The sequence below is a fragment of the Mucilaginibacter pedocola genome, from assembly GCF_002013915.1.
In the GTDB taxonomy this organism is placed as follows: domain Bacteria; phylum Bacteroidota; class Bacteroidia; order Sphingobacteriales; family Sphingobacteriaceae; genus Mucilaginibacter; species Mucilaginibacter pedocola.
In genome coordinates, this window is sequence record NZ_MBTF01000012.1 from 248,104 (window position 1) to 267,247 (window position 19,144).

The 19,144-nt window shown below is 46.5% G+C and carries 16 protein-coding genes; 9 read left to right on the plus strand and 7 right to left on the minus strand.

Features of this window, described 5'->3' with window-relative positions; all coding sequences use genetic code 11:
* Positions 1 to 89: 89 nt before the first annotated feature.
* Together BC343_RS13495 and BC343_RS13500 are read left to right on the plus strand one after the other, a co-directional pair.
* Entirely contained in the window at positions 90 to 1,505 is a 1,416-nt protein-coding gene (locus BC343_RS13495) for a PAS domain S-box protein (RefSeq protein ID WP_078348321.1), read from the plus strand.
* A gap of 71 nt (positions 1,506 to 1,576) precedes the next feature.
* A complete protein-coding gene (locus BC343_RS13500; RefSeq protein ID WP_238381772.1) occupies positions 1,577 to 2,806 on the plus strand; it encodes a cation:proton antiporter in 1,230 nt (409 codons plus the stop codon).
* A 3-nt stretch (positions 2,807 to 2,809) separates the two neighbouring features.
* On the opposite strand, the gene BC343_RS13505 is transcribed toward BC343_RS13500, so the two are convergent.
* Positions 2,810 to 3,895, minus strand: a complete 1,086-nt coding sequence (locus tag BC343_RS13505) for a winged helix DNA-binding domain-containing protein (protein WP_078348323.1) — start codon at positions 3,893 to 3,895, stop codon at positions 2,810 to 2,812.
* 293 nt (positions 3,896 to 4,188) lie between these two features.
* On the opposite strand from BC343_RS13505, the gene mutS reads away from it, so the two are divergent.
* Both mutS and BC343_RS13515 read left to right on the plus strand, forming a co-directional pair.
* Complete coding sequence (mutS, locus tag BC343_RS13510) at positions 4,189 to 6,765, plus strand: DNA mismatch repair protein MutS (protein ID WP_202909800.1); 2,577 nt, start codon at positions 4,189 to 4,191, stop codon at positions 6,763 to 6,765.
* A gap of 214 nt (positions 6,766 to 6,979) precedes the next feature.
* Positions 6,980 to 7,600: a C40 family peptidase gene (locus BC343_RS13515; RefSeq protein ID WP_078348325.1), complete on the plus strand. Its 621-nt coding sequence runs from the start codon at positions 6,980 to 6,982 to the stop codon at positions 7,598 to 7,600.
* Between the two features lies 1 nt (position 7,601).
* Here BC343_RS13515 and BC343_RS13520 read toward each other — a convergent pair whose 3' ends face one another.
* Positions 7,602 to 8,336 carry a TMEM175 family protein gene (locus BC343_RS13520; RefSeq protein ID WP_078348326.1) on the minus strand — a complete coding sequence of 245 codons (735 nt, stop codon included), beginning with the start codon at positions 8,334 to 8,336 and terminating at the stop codon, positions 7,602 to 7,604.
* Between the two features lie 34 nt (positions 8,337 to 8,370).
* On the opposite strand from BC343_RS13520, the gene BC343_RS31810 reads away from it, so the two are divergent.
* Positions 8,371 to 8,493: a hypothetical protein gene (locus tag BC343_RS31810; protein ID WP_262493378.1), complete on the plus strand. Its 123-nt coding sequence runs from the start codon at positions 8,371 to 8,373 to the stop codon at positions 8,491 to 8,493.
* Positions 8,494 to 8,495: 2 nt separating this feature from the next.
* On the opposite strand, the gene BC343_RS13525 is transcribed toward BC343_RS31810, so the two are convergent.
* Both BC343_RS13525 and BC343_RS13530 read right to left on the minus strand, forming a co-directional pair.
* Positions 8,496 to 10,406, minus strand: coding sequence for a DUF3857 domain-containing protein (locus BC343_RS13525; RefSeq protein WP_078348327.1), 1,911 nt, complete (start codon positions 10,404 to 10,406; stop codon positions 8,496 to 8,498).
* Positions 10,407 to 12,380: a DUF3857 domain-containing protein gene (locus tag BC343_RS13530; protein ID WP_238381773.1), complete on the minus strand. Its 1,974-nt coding sequence runs from the start codon at positions 12,378 to 12,380 to the stop codon at positions 10,407 to 10,409.
* Positions 12,381 to 12,499: 119 nt separating this feature from the next.
* Between BC343_RS13530 and BC343_RS13535 the strand changes: the two genes are divergently transcribed.
* Complete coding sequence (locus BC343_RS13535; protein WP_078348328.1) at positions 12,500 to 13,519, plus strand: 3'-5' exonuclease; 1,020 nt, start codon at positions 12,500 to 12,502, stop codon at positions 13,517 to 13,519.
* Between the two features lie 87 nt (positions 13,520 to 13,606).
* On the opposite strand, the gene queG is transcribed toward BC343_RS13535, so the two are convergent.
* Positions 13,607 to 14,560, minus strand: a complete 954-nt coding sequence (gene queG / locus BC343_RS13540; RefSeq protein ID WP_078348329.1) for a tRNA epoxyqueuosine(34) reductase QueG — start codon at positions 14,558 to 14,560, stop codon at positions 13,607 to 13,609.
* Between the two features lie 187 nt (positions 14,561 to 14,747).
* On the opposite strand from queG, the gene BC343_RS13545 reads away from it, so the two are divergent.
* From BC343_RS13545 to BC343_RS13555, 3 genes are all read left to right on the plus strand, one after another.
* A complete protein-coding gene (locus BC343_RS13545; RefSeq protein WP_078348330.1) occupies positions 14,748 to 14,981 on the plus strand; it encodes a hypothetical protein in 234 nt (77 codons plus the stop codon).
* Between the two features lie 130 nt (positions 14,982 to 15,111).
* A complete protein-coding gene (locus BC343_RS13550) occupies positions 15,112 to 15,546 on the plus strand; it encodes a hypothetical protein (RefSeq protein WP_078348331.1) in 435 nt (144 codons plus the stop codon).
* A 53-nt stretch (positions 15,547 to 15,599) separates the two neighbouring features.
* Complete coding sequence (locus BC343_RS13555) at positions 15,600 to 16,562, plus strand: CvpA family protein (RefSeq protein WP_078348332.1); 963 nt, start codon at positions 15,600 to 15,602, stop codon at positions 16,560 to 16,562.
* 54 nt (positions 16,563 to 16,616) lie between these two features.
* On the opposite strand, the gene BC343_RS30765 is transcribed toward BC343_RS13555, so the two are convergent.
* Positions 16,617 to 16,802: a hypothetical protein gene (locus tag BC343_RS30765; protein ID WP_143822175.1), complete on the minus strand. Its 186-nt coding sequence runs from the start codon at positions 16,800 to 16,802 to the stop codon at positions 16,617 to 16,619.
* Positions 16,799 to 18,943, minus strand: a complete 2,145-nt coding sequence (gene glgB, locus BC343_RS13560; RefSeq protein WP_078348333.1) for a 1,4-alpha-glucan branching protein GlgB — start codon at positions 18,941 to 18,943, stop codon at positions 16,799 to 16,801. Before glgB ends, BC343_RS30765 begins: the two co-directional genes overlap by 4 nt.
* Between the last annotated feature and the right edge of the window lie 201 nt (positions 18,944 to 19,144).

The following is a 19,144-nucleotide window of genomic DNA, read 5'->3' on the forward strand; positions in this document are numbered from 1 at the left end:
ATTTACTTGCATAAAATCATCAATTTTTATTAGTAGTTTTATAATAACTACATTATCAACGCCTTCAAGCTAACATCTACCCGGCCTGCATGAACGAAAAGATAGAGTTACTAAACCTTTTACACCAGCTGCAAAAGAGCGAGGAGAAATACCGCGAGCTTATTGAGCAGGCTTCGGATGCTATATATATCCTCGACCACGACGGGTGCTTCACCAACGTGAACGAAAGCATGTGCAGCATGACGGGCTACACCCGCGAAGAACTGTTGGAAATGAATATTACGCAGCTGGTTGACCCCGAACAGTTAAAAACCGACCCGCTTAAATACGTTGCCCCCTCTGCCCCTGCCACTTCCACCGTACGCGAAAGGCGTTTTATGCGCAAAAACGGCGAAGTATTTGAAGTAGAGGTAAATGTAAAAACCTTCCCCAACGACAGGGTGATGGTTATAGCCCGCGATGTTACCATACGCAAAGCTATGGAACAAGGGCTTACGGATGCCGAACTGAAATTCCGCACCATTGCCGAACGATCTATGGTAGGCATTTACATTGTGCAGCATGGTAAATTTAGTTATGTGAACCCGCGCTTTGCCGAAGTATTTGGTTACGAAATTTCGGAACTGGTGGGCCAGTATCCATCAGGCCTGATCATACACCCCGAACACCGCGATCATGTTAACGAAAGCATCCGTGCGCGTTTAGATGGAGAAATAGAAAGCGTGCATTACGAGACACGCGGCTTGCGGAAAGATGGCAGCCACAACTGGATCGAGTTTTACGGCAGCCGGGTGATCATGAGCGGCGTACCATCAATTATTGGTACCATGCTGGATATTACCGAACGCAAGCATGCCGAAGAACTGATACAACGCGAAAAAGCAGCCTTGCTACGCACCGAGGCCAACCTGCAAACCATCCTCAATAATACCGATACGGCCTACCTGCTGCTAAGTACCGAACTGCAGATAATAGAATATAATAACCTGGCGTTGGACTATGCCGAAAAAGAATTTAATTACGACCCGGCCCTGAGCGCCAACCTGGTATCGCATATATTGCCCGAGCGCATGGGCAAATTCAGCGAGTACATTGCCATGGTGCTTAATGGCGAAACCGTTAGTTACGAGATAAGCTTTCCGGATAGCGAGGGCGGCCATTTGTGGTACCATGTGCGCATGGTGCCCGTTGCCAACCGCGAAGGGAATATACTAGGGTTAGTATTGGCGGCTACAGATATAACCGACCGAAAGCGGTCCGAACAACATCTGCAACAAGCCTACCGCAATATACACCGCCATATAGAAAGCATAAAAGATATGGCCTGGAAGCAATCGCACCTTATCCGCAGCCCGCTGGCCAACCTGAAAGCATTGGTAGATATCCTAAAGGTAGACCCAGCCGATTCGGTAGTGCTTAACTACATCTCCAGCGAATTAGAGCGGCTTGATACCGTGATCATCGAGATGAGTAACGAGGCGGATGCGCAAACGGTGTATAAGTAGGCTTTCTTAGGGCCCTAAATCGCCCTGCTTTTACCCCAAATCCCCTCTAAATTGAGTATCTTGCAGGTGCTATGATGAATACCCAAGAGATCATAACCATCACCATCGTTATCACCGCCGTTTTTGCCTACATCAATAAAAAATTTATTAAGTGGCCGCCTACTATTGGCGTTATGGTGCTATCGTTGCTGTGCTCCATTTTGTTGGCGGCCTTTGGTAATTCCAATTCGGCTTTATCAAAAAAAGCCATTCAACTGGCGGCCTCAGTAGATTTTAAGGATGTGCTGATGAATTTTATGCTCAGCTTTCTATTGTTCGCAGGTGCCATCCACATTGATGCCAATGCCCTGCGTAAAGAGCGTTGGCCCATTATATTGTTAGCCACGGCCGGCACCCTGATATCTACTTTTTTAGTGGGAGGCATGGTTTATGGGTTGTTCACCCTTTTCAACAGCCCGGTGCCCTTTATTTATTGCCTACTTTTTGGTGCCCTAATATCGCCTACCGACCCTATTGCCGTACTGGCCATACTAAAGGAGGCTAAAATACCGCCCTCACTGGAATTGAAAATTTCCGGAGAATCGTTATTTAACGATGGTATTGCAGTAGTAATTTTCATCAGTATAGCGGAAATAGCCGCTTCGGGTAATTTTTCGCCGACTGCCGTAGGGCATTTATTTTTGCAGGAGGCCGTGGGCGGGCTGCTGTTTGGAGCAGTGCTGGGTTATGCAGGCTTTTGGGCGCTACGCTCTATTGATGATTATAAGGTGGAAGTACTTATTACGCTGGCTATAGTAATGGGCGGCTATTACTTCGCGGGCTTGCTTCATATATCGGGACCCTTAGCCATGGTAGTTGCCGGTATCATCACGGGTAACAAAAGGCAAGAAGGCATGTCTGACGTAACGCGAGATTACCTTGATAAATTTTGGGAACTGGTGGATGAGATACTGAACGCCGTGCTTTTCCTGCTTATTGGGCTGGAGATGCTGGTAGTAAAAACTAACACCACCATTTTGGCTATCGGTTTAATAGTTATCCTTATCGTACTCCTGGCCCGCTGGGTTTCCGTATTCATCCCGGTATCGTTACTGCGCTATAAAATAAAGTTCGAAAAAAATGCCGTAGCTATGCTCACCTGGGGCGGCTTGCGCGGCGGACTATCCGTTGCTATGGCCTTATCCTTAGGCGGCAATATGTACCGCGATGAGTTTGTACTAATCACTTACATCGTTGTGGTCTTTTCAATCTTGGTACAGGGCTTAACTATAGGAAAATTGGCTAAACGACTGCAAGCTTGAGGCTTACGCAATCACTTCCGCAAATTGTGATTTCTTCAACCCCAAAAACTTAGCATACTGTTTGGCAGCCTGCTCAACCGCTTTTAAACTTTTTTGGTTCAATTTTCTAAAAGGGTTCAGCTCCAATTCCAGCGTATCTTTCTTAACAACTTTCTTCCAAAGGCCTTCTATCTTACCATTGATGAGGAAGGTATGGTTAAAAATAGTGCCGCGCGGGTCGGCTTTGCTGATGTGGCGGGCATCAATGGTAGCATCTCGGTTTTTGTAGGCAACAATATATTCATCGTAATTGGGTAATAGATGTGCAGCTGTTGCTTTATCGCTCAGGTTCTCCCGTTCGGCGAACCAATAGGCTTCTTTACCAAAAGTATGGCTGGTTAATTTTTGTTTAACTGACTCGAGCCCCGCTTTGGCATCGGTTATGGTTAAGCCGCTCCACCATGCAAAGTCGGCAATTGTTGCCGGGCCATGCGAAGTAAAATACCGCCCGGCAAGCATGGCCAGGGCTTCTTCCTTTTCGGGCAGCTTTGCAGCAGGCACCCGCTTGTCAAATAAAGCGTAGGTAAACTGCTTGCCCTCGCGCCCACCGCTGCAAACCAATTGCGCCAGCTCTAAATGCTCCATAATATGCACAAAGCGCTGCTCGTTTGTAGCCACGCCATGCGCTGTCAGGAAAGCTGCGGCATCATCGCGGGTAATTTGCTCTTTGCCATCCAGGGCTTTTAAAATCAGCTTTTCGCATTTGGCTAATACTGCTGCATCCAATTGTAATTGCCTGTGCCGGGCTACTGCTGCGGCTTGTATACGCTTGGCGGTAAGCATCAGCATCCATCGCAAATCATCGGGATGTACAAAATGCCACGTAGGCCGCAACACATGCGTGCGGATAATACTGCCATCGGCAAGAGCCTTATCAACCATATCATCGGTGCAACCTTTCAAGCGTTGCCCCAAAGCCCATTTGGCAGCGGCATAATCCTGCGATTGCATCGCCCCCATGTGTTTCACAATATCCGAAGGCGTGATAAACTCCGGCTGTACCAAATGCTGGTTTTGCAGGCGTAATTGGGTGATATTAAAAGATTCCATCGGCAGGACGATTTATGGCAAGATAGGCAATAAAAATTTCGGAATTGAGATGTTCGATTTCGGATTCACGCGTCAGCTCTTTCACACCATTCTTAGAGCCATCTCCAACAAGGGCAGCACCTCTTCAACCCTTCCAACTTCTTCAACCTTTCCAACACTTCCAACCTCTCTAACTTTTCCAACAACGATCTACTTTTCCACAATGCCATTAATCCAAACGCAATGGATTAAATTAGCAGATTATTAATTGCACTATTTTGGCTAAGTCTACCGAAACCAAAGAAACCCCTTTAATGCAGCAGTACAACGCCATAAAGGTGAAGTACCCGGGTGCCCTGCTGCTGTTCCGTGTGGGCGATTTTTACGAAACATTTGGCGAAGATGCCATTAAAGCCGCCGGCATTTTGGGCATTGTGCTCACCCGCCGCGGCAACGGCGCTGCCACTTTTATAGAGCTGGCAGGCTTCCCCCACCACTCGCTGGAAACTTACCTGCCCAAACTGGTACGTGCCGGGCAGCGCGTGGCCATTTGCGACCAGCTGGAAGACCCCAAAACCACCAAAACCATCGTTAAGCGTGGTGTTACCGAACTGGTTACCCCCGGCGTTGCCATTAACGATAATATACTGCAGCAAAAGAGCAATAATTACCTTGCTTCCTTATACTTTGAGAAGAACAGCATCGGTATTGCGCTGATAGATATATCAACCGGGGAGTTTTTAACCGCACAGGGCAACCCTGGCTATATTGATAAATTATTACAAAGCTATGCCCCGAGTGAGGTAATTTACCCCAAAAGCCGCCAGCACGATTTTAAAGATAATTACGGCGACCGCTTTTACACCTATACGCTCGACGATTGGCCTTACAGCGGCGATTATGCCACCGAAACCCTACTGAAGCACTTCGGCGTAAAATCGTTGAAAGGTTTTGGTATCGATAAGTTAAACCTCGGCATTGTAGCGGCCGGTGTTGCATTGCATTATTTAAATGAGACAGAACACCGCAACCTGCAGCACATCAGCGCCATAGGCCGTATTGAGGAAGACCGCTATTTATGGCTCGATAGGTTCAGTATCCGCAACCTAGAGCTGGTGGGCTCTACCAACGAGAATGCTAAAACACTGGTTGATGTGCTGGATAACACCTGTTCGCCTATGGGTGCTCGCCTGTTGCGCCGCTGGATTGTGATGCCGCTTAAGGAAATAAAGCCTATTAACGACCGACTTGGCGTAGTAGAATATTTTATTGAAAACGAGCCGCTGCGCGAAGACCTGCAACAATACATCCGCCAGATAAGCGACCTGGAGAGGCTTATTTCTAAAATTGGTTTACAACGCGCCAACCCGCGCGAGGTTAGCCAACTGAAAAAAGCGTTGCTGGCCATTGCCGAAATAAAAAAGGTAACAGAAGCTACCGACAGCGCCCCGCTACGCGCTATTGGCGAGCAGCTAAACCCTTGCGGCAGTATTTGCGAACGCATTGCGCGCGAACTACACCCCGAGCCACCGGTGATGCTGGTAAAAGGCTCGGTGATGAATGACGGCGTTAACGAAGAACTCGACCGCCTGCGTAAAATTGCTTTTGGTGGAAAAGGCTATTTGCTGGAGATACAAAAACGCGAAGCCGAAGCAACGGGCATCCCTTCCCTTAAAGTATCGTTCAACAACGTGTTTGGCTACTATTTAGAGGTTACGCACAGCCACCGCGATAAAGTGCCTACAGAGTGGATACGCAAGCAAACCCTGGTAAATGCAGAGCGCTACATTACGCCCGAACTAAAGGAATACGAAGAACAGATTTTGGGCGCGGAAGAAAAGATATTGGCTTTGGAAACCAAGCTGTATAATGATTTATTATACGCTTTGGCCGAGTACATCAAACCCATTCAACTGAATGCGCAATTGGTAGCGCGACTGGATGTACTGCTTAACTTTGCCACTATATCCATCAAAAACTATTATGTAAAACCCACGGTTACCGATAGCCGCGTACTGGATATAAAAGGCGGCCGCCACCCCGTTATAGAGAAAAACCTGCCGCTGGGCGAAGAGTACATCACCAACGATGTTTTCTTAGATTCGGATTCGCAGCAGATCATCATTATTACCGGTCCCAACATGGCGGGTAAGTCGGCATTGCTTAGGCAAACCGGCTTAATAGTACTGATGGCGCAGATGGGCTGTTTTGTGCCTGCCAAGGCTGCTTCGATTGGCTTGGTTGATAAAATATTTACACGTGTGGGCGCTTCAGATAACCTCTCCTCGGGCGAATCGACGTTTATGGTGGAGATGAACGAAACGGCCAGCATCCTCAATAACTTATCAGACAGGAGCCTTATTTTGCTGGATGAAATTGGCCGCGGAACATCTACTTACGATGGTATATCTATTGCCTGGTCGATTGCCGAGTACCTGCACAACAACAATTCGGCGCGGGCCAAAACGCTGTTTGCTACGCATTACCACGAGTTGAACGAGTTGAGCACCAGTTTCCCGCGGATAAAAAATTACAACGTATCGGTAAAAGAGGTTGGCCAGCAGATCATCTTCCTGCGTAAACTGGTTCCCGGCGGCAGCGAACATAGCTTTGGTATACACGTGGCCAAACTTGCGGGTATGCCAACCAAAGTGCTCAACCGCGCCAACGAGATACTGAAAAAGCTGGAGAACGAGCGTACCGGCGGCGAGCATATTAAAGAAAGCATCCGCAAGGTGCAAAAGCAAGCCGTACAAATGCAAATGTTCTCGATAGATGACCCGGTACTGGTTAAGATCCGCGACACCCTGAACAACCTCGACGTGAATACCCTTACCCCTGTTGAGGCATTAATGAAACTTGATGAGATACAGAGGGTGGTGAAGAGTTAGGCGTTTTGATGTGCAATTAGCTTAACCAATCTAATTATTACACATTGTCATTCTGAGCGATAGCGAAGGATCTGATAGCCCAGTGCTTAACGGCATTGCAAATCGGCGATTAGATGCTTCGTCCCTCAGCATGACAAGCGTATTTGATAGCCCATTGTTAAAATGTTTATAACATCCGTTGTAACGTTTTCCCTGTTCGCAATATCTTTACTTTATGCCAAATCTACGCCATTACCAGCTGATGCTTTTTTTCGCGGTTGCCGTTTCATTAACCGCCTGCCACTCGCGCAAGTTAACCGTGCGGAATACCAATAATCCCGGTATAAACATGCCCGTAAAACGCGGGCCTTATGTTATGGTAAAGCCCGAGCGGTCTATCGCAGATAAATACTCGGCCATGATGGGGCTTAAGCGAGATGATATACAAAACGGCAGGCTGTATAACTTTATTGATGAATGGATGGGCGTGCCCTACCGGTTTGGCGGTATGGATAAGGATGGGGTTGATTGCTCGGGCCTTGTATTTTTGCTGCAATTGCAGGTTTATGATATGCCCGTGCCGCGTACCTGTGCCATGCAGGTAAACAACATCAAGCGTAAATACGAAGAGGAATTAAAAGAAGGCGACCTGGTGTTTTTTGATTTTGATGGCAAGCAGTTTAGCCATGTGGGCGTATACCTGCAAAACGGCTACATTGTACATGCCAGCACCCGCCGCGGCGTGGTTATCGTAAAACTGCACGACAGAGGGATTTATCAATACTTCTCGCGCGGCGGCTCTGTGTTAGACCCGGCTTCCGTTATGGTGCCCGAAAATCAACAAACCAACTATTAATTTATTCTGCAGCATCGGGTGCCGCCGGCTGTTTCTTTCGCGAAGCAAATAAGCGGTTTAATACGGGTTTGGCATCGTCCTCAGCTTTATAAAACTTTTTGCGTGCACGGATATTAGTTACCGCCCACAGCAAAAACCCAAGGCTAAAAAAAGCCGTAGGCACCTCAAAATACAGGCAGCAAATGATGTATGCGTACAAAACGGGAATGCTGATGTAATTGAGTTTTTGCACCTTCCATTGCAGGTTGGTTTGCAGCTGTTTTGGTTTAATGCATAAAGTATCGGCATGGTTTACCAGGTAACCGGTGAGCATGGTTTGCCCCAGCATACTCAATGCTATCACATTAAAATAGATAAACAATCCCATCGCACTACCCGGCCCTAAAGATTCTATCATGGCCGAAACACCGAACGGGAACAGCGATATAAAGAAAAGGAACACAAGGTTCCAAATAATTAGCCCCTTGCTGTAATCTTTAAGGTAACTAAACATTTTGAGGTGCTTCAGCCAAAACATGCCCACAAAAAAGAAGGCAGTCATATACCCGAACAGCCTCGGCAGCACTTCTATTATGGCGTGCTGCACTTCGCTCCTTTCGGCATGCCTAAGCCCCTCGGGCAGCTTTATCTCCAGCACCATAATGGTAATGATGATGGCAAACACCGCATCGCTGAACAGGATCACCCGCTCCAACTGAAACTCTTTTTTAATTTCTTCTTCCTCTTGTATATTCATGGCCTAAGGTATTTTGTATATTTTTGCAGGGTATATGGAAAACCCCAAACACGATTACTCTTTCTGGACGAAATACAAGCGCTTTGCGGGTAACGAAATAATGCTCTACATCATCATGATCGTAGGAATTATCCTCGGCATCATCATCTTCAGTTAGGCCTACTTTTTCACAAGCGCTACATTGTAGTTATCAGCATCGGCAATAGCTTCGTAAAAGCTTACCAAATCGGCGTACAGTGCTTTATCATAAGTACCATCAACCAGTTGCAGGTGGCGCTTAAAACTTAGCTTATCTCCGCTGACGGTGGCACTTACTGTAAACTTACCGAAAGGTTTTTCTATCGAAACATTGGGCATATTAAATTCGGGCTTATAACCTGCCGGCAGCTTGTACGTTATCACATCATCGTCGGTATAGCCGCTGTTAATGTATAGCGCGGTGGTACGGTTACGTATATCGCGCAATCGCCTGCCTGTGCGGTTTAAGGGATTTACCGAAAAGTAAAGCTTGCCATTATCGTTGGTAGCAAAATCCCTCGCCGTAATTTTCAGGTCTTCGGTAATAGCAGGGAGTATATTTTTATCCTGCTTAAAAGTATATGCATCTACCTCAAGGTTGTTAATAGAGGGGTACAACTTCGGAAAGCGCTTAAGCTGCTCTGTTCGCGGCTCATCCAGCATATCTTCGCGGTTATCGTACTGCGTGCCTTTAAAAACGGTATTTACGCTGCCGGTAAGCGTGCCGTCGTCGCCAATTACTAAATCGGCGCGGCGAGCTTGCAGGTTAGTTTGCGCTGCGTATTTGGTGGTATGCATTAATTTGCCGCCCTGGGGTGTGCAGGCCAATACGTTACGGTCGTCGGTAAAATCGCTCAGGAAACCAAAGGGTATTTTTTGGCTGGTACACTCCACAAAAGTGGTATCGTTTTTAAAGGGCAGGCATAAAATAATATGGTTGCCCTGCCCCTGGCTGGCAAAATCGGACAGGAGGCTTATTTTACGGCTGCCGGCCTGCACTACGCAATACCACGATGGTATGCCCACAGCATCCAGCAGCGCCTGTGTGTAATTCACCAATGCCTTACAATCGCCGTAGCTGGTTTGGTCAACCTCCGAGGCTAAAAAAGGCCTGTAGCCACCAATACCTACCTGCACGCTTATGTAGCGCGTTTTACCCTGCATGTACTCGTATATCTTTTTAGCTTTTTGTTTCGGATCGGTTATACCGGCAGTAAGATCCCTCATTTGCTGCACGGTGGCAGCAGGCAAAGCACGGCGGCTGGCCAGCAACTTGTCGTAATTCCACTGGCCAAGTTCTTTCCAGTTTGTAAAAGATCCGCTGATACCCTCGTATTTAAAATCCTGCGGGGCAATTTTTACCGACGTAAGATATTCTTCCTTATTGGGGCTCATGGGCTCGTTCCGGATAGCTTTTGCATTCTTCAGTTGCCAGGTATAAGTTTTAAGCCCATCTTTTGTTGTACCTGTAACCGCTGCAACAGGTACATTAATTTCTTTATACCTGATACGGAACGATGGTGCACAAATAAAAACAAAGGTGCTTTTCTCAACTGCCAGCCCCGGCTCGCTATTGGGCTGCCAATCGTCGAAATTAAGCGACTGGCGCGACCGCTGCTCGTACTCATACTCAATTGTGTACGGGTACGAACCTATAGAAGGTATAAAATGCTTCACCCTCGAATCATCGAACAGCGAATAACTGGCCGTAGCGCTTTGGTCAACCAGTTCCTTCTCGCTGAATTTGCCAACAGGCTTGCCAAACTCGTTATAAGTTAACCCTTTTAGCCCGCGTATGGGGTTGCTTTTATTGTACCACAAAACAATGCGGGCCAAATCATCGCCATTTTTATTCAGTACGGTAATGGCCCGCTTTACGTGGTAAACGGTATTATCATCATCCTTCACTTCTATATTCACCTCCTCGTTGCGTACTACAGCGCTGGCGTAGGGCAGCAAATCTTTAGGTATAAGGCTTACATCGTAGTTTTGCTGCGCGTTTGCGCCCGTTGTTAGGGCAAGCATCAATACAGCAATATAAAACACTCTCATTTATTTCTTTTTAAACACAATCTCTGCACGTTCGGCAGCAATTACTTTGTTATACAGTTCTTTAAGGTAAGGATATTCTTCGGGTTCGTAAACAGATTTATTTAGTTGGAACACGTTTGAAAAGGTAAAATTATTTCCCTCGCCCGCAAAATTTGTAATAAACTTGCCACCGCCATTGGGCAGGCTTATGCCAAGCCCCTGCGGAGCGCTTTCTACCTCGTAACCATCGGGCAGGTGCATATTTAATATAAAGCGGTCGTCTGATGGCATCCCCCAATCTACCGGATAAAGGCGCTCGGTAAGTTTAAAGGGGTTATTAGTTATCCTATCGAAAAAGAAAGGGTTAAATGCCAATTTAGCCTGGTTGCCTTTATCAAAAGCATCAATCTCAACTTCGTATTTCTCGGTTATGGGCAGGTTAAGGCTATCCAGGTTTGTTATCTCCGAGCTTATTATCTTCGTTTTTGTCAGTTGCTCATCAAGGTTCTCCACGTACTCTTCGGTGGTATTGAATTTTTTTATGGCTTTGCGCTTTTCGTAAGCATCGTACCCAATGTAGTAGGCCGTAATGGTGCCCTTAAGCTTGCCGTTGGGCTGTAAAGTGAAATCATAGGCGCTGGTTTGCGCTTTACGCTGTTTGGTTGGCATATCTATCCAATAGCTGGGTTTATCAAGGCTCATTACACGGCCCTGGTCGTTAAGGCAGCGCAGGGGCAGTATGCCAAAGCCCAGCAATGGGTCGGTAGCGTCAAGCAGATAAGTTTTATCGCCGATATTGGCTTTGGCAATTACATAATTAAAATCGTTTTCTACCGGGAACAGTTTATTAATAAGCCCGTTGGCGCGGGTACTTAGTAACACAGCCTCGGCATTAATACCCGCCGCCGAAAGCGCGGTTACAAGCGCGAGGTTAATATCGCCCACATCGCCGGTATGGCTATCTAATGTTTTGCGTACACCCTCGCTGCCGTATGAGGTTATATTGTTCCACTTAACGTTTTTTTGTATGTATGCATAAATGGCCTCCGCCTTTTCAAGTTCGGTAGTTTTACCGGCAATAACAGGCGTTATGTAGGGCTTAAGCTGGTCTTTCTTTTTCAGTTGCGAGCCAAAATAGTCGGAGTGCTTCATGCTGTAATCAATATCTTTCCACTCTTTGGCGTTTTTAATTTTTGCACCGGTGCCCAGGTTGGTATACTCCGATAGTTCGAAATACACGGCCGACAGGAAGTTCTTGCGCGATGTCATGTAATCCTCCTCGGTAAAGGCCGGTACATCCGCTATTGCAAATGTTAGGTGCGAGCAATCGGCCTTGGCAGCGTGATAAGTGAAACACTCCCTTTCCAGTTCGGCATTGTTAGTTGTAAGCTTATAAGGCCCGCGTAACGAAACGTTAAACGTCCAGAAGCCGGGGATATGCGCTTCGTATTTAGAATTTAGTTTAGGGATATCGTCCTGAAACATCCATTCTGGAAAATACCACCAATAAGGCGAGCGCAGCATATAACTGTATTCGATAATGCTGCCCGGCTTTAAGTTAGGCATGGTAAACTTCACCGTTTTCCAATATTTATTATTTTTCTCGGTAAAAATTTTGGCGGGTTCCAGTTGGGTGCGGGTTTCAACTCCGCCTTCGGTTACATTAAGGGTAAAGCCTTTTATATCTTCCGCTACTTCTTCATCCTGTTCGCGCACGCGCAGCGGAATTTCAATGGTAGCCTTATCAAAGCCTTGCGTTTTCAGGATCTTTATCCGCACATGGCGCTCGTGCATTATCTGTACATGGTCATCGCTGCCTATGTTAAGCGAAGTTGTGCCATAATCGTTCAAATATACTGCCCGGGCCGATGTATCATTTTTATAAGTTTTAAGGTAAAGTTCGTCGGCAGTGATACCGCCATAGCGGAAATCCTGTGCGCGGGAAGCAGCACTCGTTACAACGAAAAGCGCCAACAGGGAAATCTTTTTAATCATATAGGTTTAAGTCAATTTTAGCAGCTATGAAAATAATCATTTTCGCCATTATTTATCAGAAAAATAAAAGCCAATAAGTTTAAGGTTTTTGCCAACTTTGCAATCCTTAAGAGTATAGCATGAAATTGAATTTAAAACGCCCTCTGGCCTTCTTCGACCTGGAAACAACAGGTACCAACATAGGCACCGACCGTATCGTAGAAATATCGGTAATAAAAATGAATCCCGATGGCAGCGAAGAGGTTATGACGTGGCGCGTAAACCCGGGGATAGCTATCCCGCTGGAATCATCACTGGTACACGGCATATACGATGAGCACGTGCAGGATGAAAAACGCTTTCAGGAATTGGCCAACAGCGTAGCCGAATTTATTGGTGAAGCTGACCTGGCAGGTTACAACAGCAACAAGTTTGATATACCTATGCTGATGGAAGAGTTTCTGCGCGCGGGCGTAGTGTTTGATTTGGAGAACCGCTTTTTTGTAGATGTGCAGAACATCTTCCACCAAATGGAGCAGCGTACATTAAAGGCAGCTTATAAATTTTATTGCGATAAAGACATTATAAATGCCCACAGCGCAGAGGCGGACACCCGCGCTACTATGGAAGTGCTGATTGCGCAGGTAGAGCGCTATGTAGATACCGAATTTGAAGATAAAAAAGGTAACCGCAGTAAACCCGTTACCGGCGATATTGAAGACCTGCACAAATTTACCAACCTAAGCCGCCCGGTTGATTTTGCGGGCCGTATGGTTTATGATGAAGAGGGGCACGAAACCATAAACTTTGGCAAGCATAAAGGCAGGCGCGTAGAAGACGTGCTTAACGCCGAGCCAAGCTATTATTCGTGGATGATGCAGGGCGATTTCCCGCTTTATACCAAACGCAAACTGGAAGAAGTATACAAACGCTGGAATGCCAAAAAGAATGCCGAGCGCCAGGCCAACAAACCTGCGCAACCCGCTGCTCCAAAACCGGATGCACCAAGGCCAAATTTTGCAAATAACGCGCCCCGCACAAGCCCGCAAATAAACAAGCCATACAATAACAACCAGAATTTTAAAAAGAAGGATGAGCCTGCAAAGCCGGTAGATAATGATATGCTGGCTGCGTTGAAGAATAAGTTTGGGAAGGCGTAAGCCCGAGCCCCCCAGCCCCCTGAAGGGGGAGCTTTTGAAAAGCATGAGTTAATAGAAAGAAAGCCGCGGACGAAAATCCGCGGCTTTTTATTTTGCTCCCCCTTCAGGGGGCTGGGGGACTAAGAATTTGATATTCCTTTGCAGCCCCTCAAACTTCGTCCTCTTCACTGCAGAGTTTTTAAACACCTTCTGAAACACATCTCGGGTAATATCCTCCCAATCAGCTTTTTTTAAGCCATGTAATTCGGGATGGGGTTTAAAGGCGGGTTCGTTGTGCAGTACCGAGAAACGGTTCCAGGGGCAAACGTCCTGACAAATGTCGCAGCCGAACATCCAGTTATCCATTTTGCCTTTAAACTCCTGGGGTATCTCGTTTTTTAGTTCGATGGTGAGGTACGATATGCAGCGGCTGCCATCCACAATGTAAGGGCCAACTATGGCATCTGTAGGGCAAGCATCAATGCAGCGGGTGCAGGTGCCGCAATGGTCGGCAGTGGGTTCTATATCGTACTCCAATTCAATGTCGACGATGAGTTCGGCCAGAAAGAAGAAGGAACCTACCTGTTTACTGATGAGGTTAGAGTTTTTGCCAACCCAGCCCAGCCCGGCCTTTTTTGCCCAGGCCTTATCCAGTACGGGTGCCGAATCTACAAAGGCACGGCCGCCCACCTCTCCTATCTGCTCGTTAATAAACTCTAAAAGCAGTTTTAACTTATCTTTAATAACGGTGTGGTAATCGGCGCCGTAGGCATACTTGGATATTTTAGGGGCTGATGAATCGAGCTGCAATTCATCGGTATAATAATTTAAGCCGAGTGAAATAACCGATTTGGCACCATCTACCAGCAGGCGCGGATCTAACCGCTTATCGAAGTAGTTTTCCATATACTTCATTTCGCCATGCATGCCTTTAGCCAGCCAGTTCTCCAGCCGCGGGGCCTCCTCCTCTAAAAACTCTGCCTTGGATATACCACAAAACAAAAAGCCCAGGTTTTTAGCCTCGGTTTTAATAAGCTGCGAATATGCGTGGCGGTTTTGCATTGGGGCAAAGATAGTGTTAAGTTTTAAGTCGTAAGTCTTAAGTTCGAAGTCGTAAGCCCTAAGCTTTAAATGATGCATGACCTTAGTTTGTACTTAACTTCCGACTTAAAACTTCGGGCTTCCTACTTAATTGGTACGGTTTTTTCTATACCTAAACTATCAAACATCAACCTTAAATTATAGAATTATGGAAAGTGTAGCAGAAAAATACGACCGTGCCAACGGGCAAGGCAAAAACCATGATGGCGCAGGTAATGTGGCCAACGTAGGTAACGATACCCTTAAACAAAACATTAACGACCCTGATAAGGCTAAGGAAATACCAACCGTGGTACCCTTTAACGACAACCCGGAGTTAGAAGACCCGCAACCGCAAAATGCATCGAATAAAGGGCAGGGCCCGGCGGGCGAAAATCTGTAGTTCATTGTATAACTTCTAAGCAGGCGAAGTAATCTTTACCTGCTTAGAGGTTAATTTCCTTTCAACCTTCTAAGGGTTAATCTCATATTTTTTAATTTCAAGATAAAGGTTATTTTTACTTAACCTTATCATGAAAAAAGCATCTATCTATTGTTTAAAAGTTGGCTTCACAACTTTGTTACTATCGCCGATCCTCAATCTCGCCGCTCTCTATGCAGCAATGGGGTTTATTATATTGGTGAAATTTGCCAATTGGAGCTTTAGCGCTCATATTCATTTCTATGACATAGGCATTATAACAGCAATCTCGTCCCTGGTGTTGTTTTTTACAACTTTCCGTATCGGCCAATCGGCAGACGGCATTTACAATAAAAAATCGCGAATTACGGTTTCTACACTTTTCTTTGCTGTGCCGCTGGCCTGTTTGTATTTCTTTGTAGTGCAAAATTCCCGCAACTATTCGTTCGTAAATATTTTAATGATACTCATTGCCTGTTTTGCATCGTTAATACTGTGCATCCGTTTTTATAGTTTTCCGGCCGAGGCTTCAACTCAACCTCAATAAAGAAAATCAAAAACTAATCCTATTTTAGGAGGTAAAACAGCACCAATAACCATATGAACTACGTTACCCTTTTGCTCATCCTTATTTTTATACTTAGTATTTGGGGCGGCATAAGGCAGGGCTTTGTGTTGGCGGCGTTTTCGCTGCTATCGTGGGTGGGCAGTTTAGCTGCCGGCTTTTTAGCGTATAGGCCATTGGCGGGCTTTTTACAAATGCTGATGCCCTCGGCAGATTTTTGGCTGCCGCCCTTATCGTTTATGCTGGGTGTATTACTGGGTAAAGTGTTTATAGACAGGCTTATTAATAGCTGGCTGAAGCAAATCCCCAACCATATTCACCGGAACGCCCTCAACCAATTGCTGGGTACCATACCGGGCTTCGCCAATGGTTTTGTTTGGGCGGTATTGCTATCCGGCATTTTGTTACTCATTCCCTTCAATACCGGGCTATCGAAACAAACACGCGAAAGCAGGCTGGCAAACAAACTGATATCGCGCATTACCTGGTTGGACGATTCGCTCACACCTGTATTTAAAGAAGCATTAAGTAACGTAGCACCAAAGAAAGAGGAAGCCGAAGGACATACGGATAAGGAATTTATAAAACTGCCTTTTAAAGTAACCGACGCTAAAGTTAGGGAAGACCTGGAAGACGAGATGCTGGAATTGGTGAATAAGGAACGCACAAAACGCGGCTTAAAAGCCTTAGAAGCCGACCCGGAAATGGCTGTAGTTGCACGCAAGCATTCTGTAGATATGTTTGCCAAAAGTTACTTTTCGCACTATACCCCCTCGGGAGCAGACCCATTCGATCGGATGAAAAAAGGCGGGATAAAGTACATGACTGCCGGCGAAAATATTGCTCTGGCGCAAACACTCATAACAGCTCATAATGGCTTAATGAATTCGCCCGGGCATAGGGCCAATATACTTAACCCCAACTATGGGCGCCTGGGTATAGGTATTTTAGATGGCGGCGTTTACGGATTGATGATAACACAGAATTTCAGGAATTGAAAACTATATAAGATCTGCCAACTTTTTGAAAGTTGGCAGATCTATACGCTTCCATTACATCAATTCTTTATCCTTCTTAACATGATACGCCTTATTGGCCATGTAAAACAATACCCCGGTTGCCGTGGCGTAAACCAGCACACCGTTATACCTCACATCGGGGTAAGTTACTATGAGTTGGTAAACCAATAAGGCCAACGCTACTATGCCGCCTATGAGATATAAATAGAAGAACTTCATGCTTTCTTCAACCGCGTTTTCTTCGCTTTTGTTTCGGACTGCGTTACTCTTTTAAATATGGCTGCGGCCAGTGGTGGTACGGTTATCTGCATCGAATTTTCTTTACCGTGCCATGCTTCGGCATCTGTAGCTATCGGGTTAGGGTTATTTACCCCGCCGCCCCAATACTGCTTAGCATCCGAATTGAATATCTCCTGCCACTCCCCTGCTTCGGGCACGCCAATGCGGTAGTTATAGTGCGGTATGGGCGTCATGTTCAATACCACTACTAGGTCGTTAGCATGGTCGTTAGCTTTGCGGGTGTAAACAATTACCGATGCCGACGGGTTGCTGGCATCTATCCATTCAAAGCCCGTCCAGTCGAAGGCTTTTTCGTATAGCGCAGGTTCGGCTTTGTATAAATGGTTTATAGCTTTTACCGTTTCTTTAATACCGTTGTGGCTATCATATTCCAGCAGGTGCCAGTCCAGCGATTGCTTGAAGTTCCATTCGGCGCTTTGGCCAAACTCGCCACCCATAAACAGTAGTTTGGTACCCGGGTGCGTATACATAAAGCTGTACAACAGGCGCAGGTTGGCAAAACGCTGCCAGTCATCTCCCGGCATTTTGCCCAGCATACTACCTTTGCCATATACTACCTCATCGTGCGAGAAAGGCAGCATAAAGTTTTCGGTGAAGGCATACACCATACTAAAGGTAAGCTGGTTTTGGTGGTATTGGCGGTAAATAGGGTTCAGTTTAAAATAGTCAAGCGTATCGTGCATCCAACCCATCATCCACTTCATGCCAAAGCCCAAACCACCGGTATACACCGGGCGGCTTACGCCGGTAAACGATGTAGACTCCTCGGCAATGGTTTGCACATCAGGGAAGTTGCTAAATACCGCCGTATTAAACTCTTTCAGGAAAGATATAGCTTCCAAATTCTCGTTGCCGCCAAACACGTTAGCTTCCCACTCACCGTGGTTACGCGAGTAATCGAGGTAAAGCATCGATGCTACCGCATCAACCCTCAGCCCGTCAACGTGGTAACGCTCCAGCCAAAAGATAGCGTTGCTAATCAGGAACGCGCGTACCTCATTGCGCCCGTAGTTAAATATGTACGATTTCCAATCGGGGTGGAAGCCTTTGCGCAGGTCCTCATGCTCAAAAAGGTGTGTACCATCAAACATGTAAAGCCCGTGCATATCGCCGGGGAAGTGCGAAGGCACCCAATCCAGTATAACGCCTATGCCCGCATTGTGCAATTGCTCTACTAAATACATCAGGTCCTGCGGACTACCATAACGGCACGATGCCGCGTAGAAGCCCGTTATCTGGTATCCCCAGCTTGGGTAATATGGGTGCTCCATTATCGGCATAAACTCTACATGGGTAAAGCCCATCTCGGTAATGTAAGGCACCAGTTTATCGGCCAGTTGGCGGTAGTTCAAAAATTCATCAGGGCTTTCGGGGTTGCGCGCCCAGGAGCCTACGTGCATTTCGTAAACCGAATGCGGTTTATCAAGCGCATTGTGGCTATGGCGTTTGGCCATCCAGTCCTGGTCTTTCCACTCGTAATAAGTATCGGCAACTATCGAAGCTGTTTGCGGAGGCAGTTCCCAGCGCAAGGCGAATGGGTCGGCTTTTTCCAACTCCATCCCGTTATGCGATTTGATGAAATATTTATAAGTTTCGCCGTTACCTATGTTAGGTATCCAGCCTTCCCAGATACCCGAGGCATCCCAGCGGTAATTCAACTGGTGCGAACCGCGGTTCCAGCCGTTGAAGTTGCCAATAACGGCCACATACTGCGCGTTAGGTGCCCATACAGCAAAATAGGTTCCTACCACTCCCTTATACTCCACCACATGCGAACCCAATTTTTCGTAAAGCTTGTAATGCTTACCGGCCTTAAATAAGTCGATATCGAAATCGGTAAAGCGGCTGTAGGGCTCTACGGCTTTAATATCCTGTGATGCGAGGGCAGCAGGCTCGGCCTTAGCTTTTGCAACAGCTTTTTTAGGTGCGGCTTTAGGCTTCTTAGCTTCAACGGCCTCAACTTTAGGCGCTTCGGCTTTTTTGGCGGCCTTTGGTTTAGCTGCTTTCGCAGGTTTCAATTCAGGGCTTTCGGCTTCGGTAGTTTTTGTTTTCTTTGCCATAATGGGTAGCGCTATGCGCCGGGGTTAATTGGTTGCACAGTACAATTGCTGCTGCTCAAATATATAATTATTGAACATACTATAGCAGGAGTTGTTTATTTAAAACAAAAAAGAAGGCCGGGAGGTGTTGGTGGCTATTTTAACCACGGAGGTATGGGAGATTACACTGAGGTGCGCAGAGTTTTGGATAGCGGCTTATTT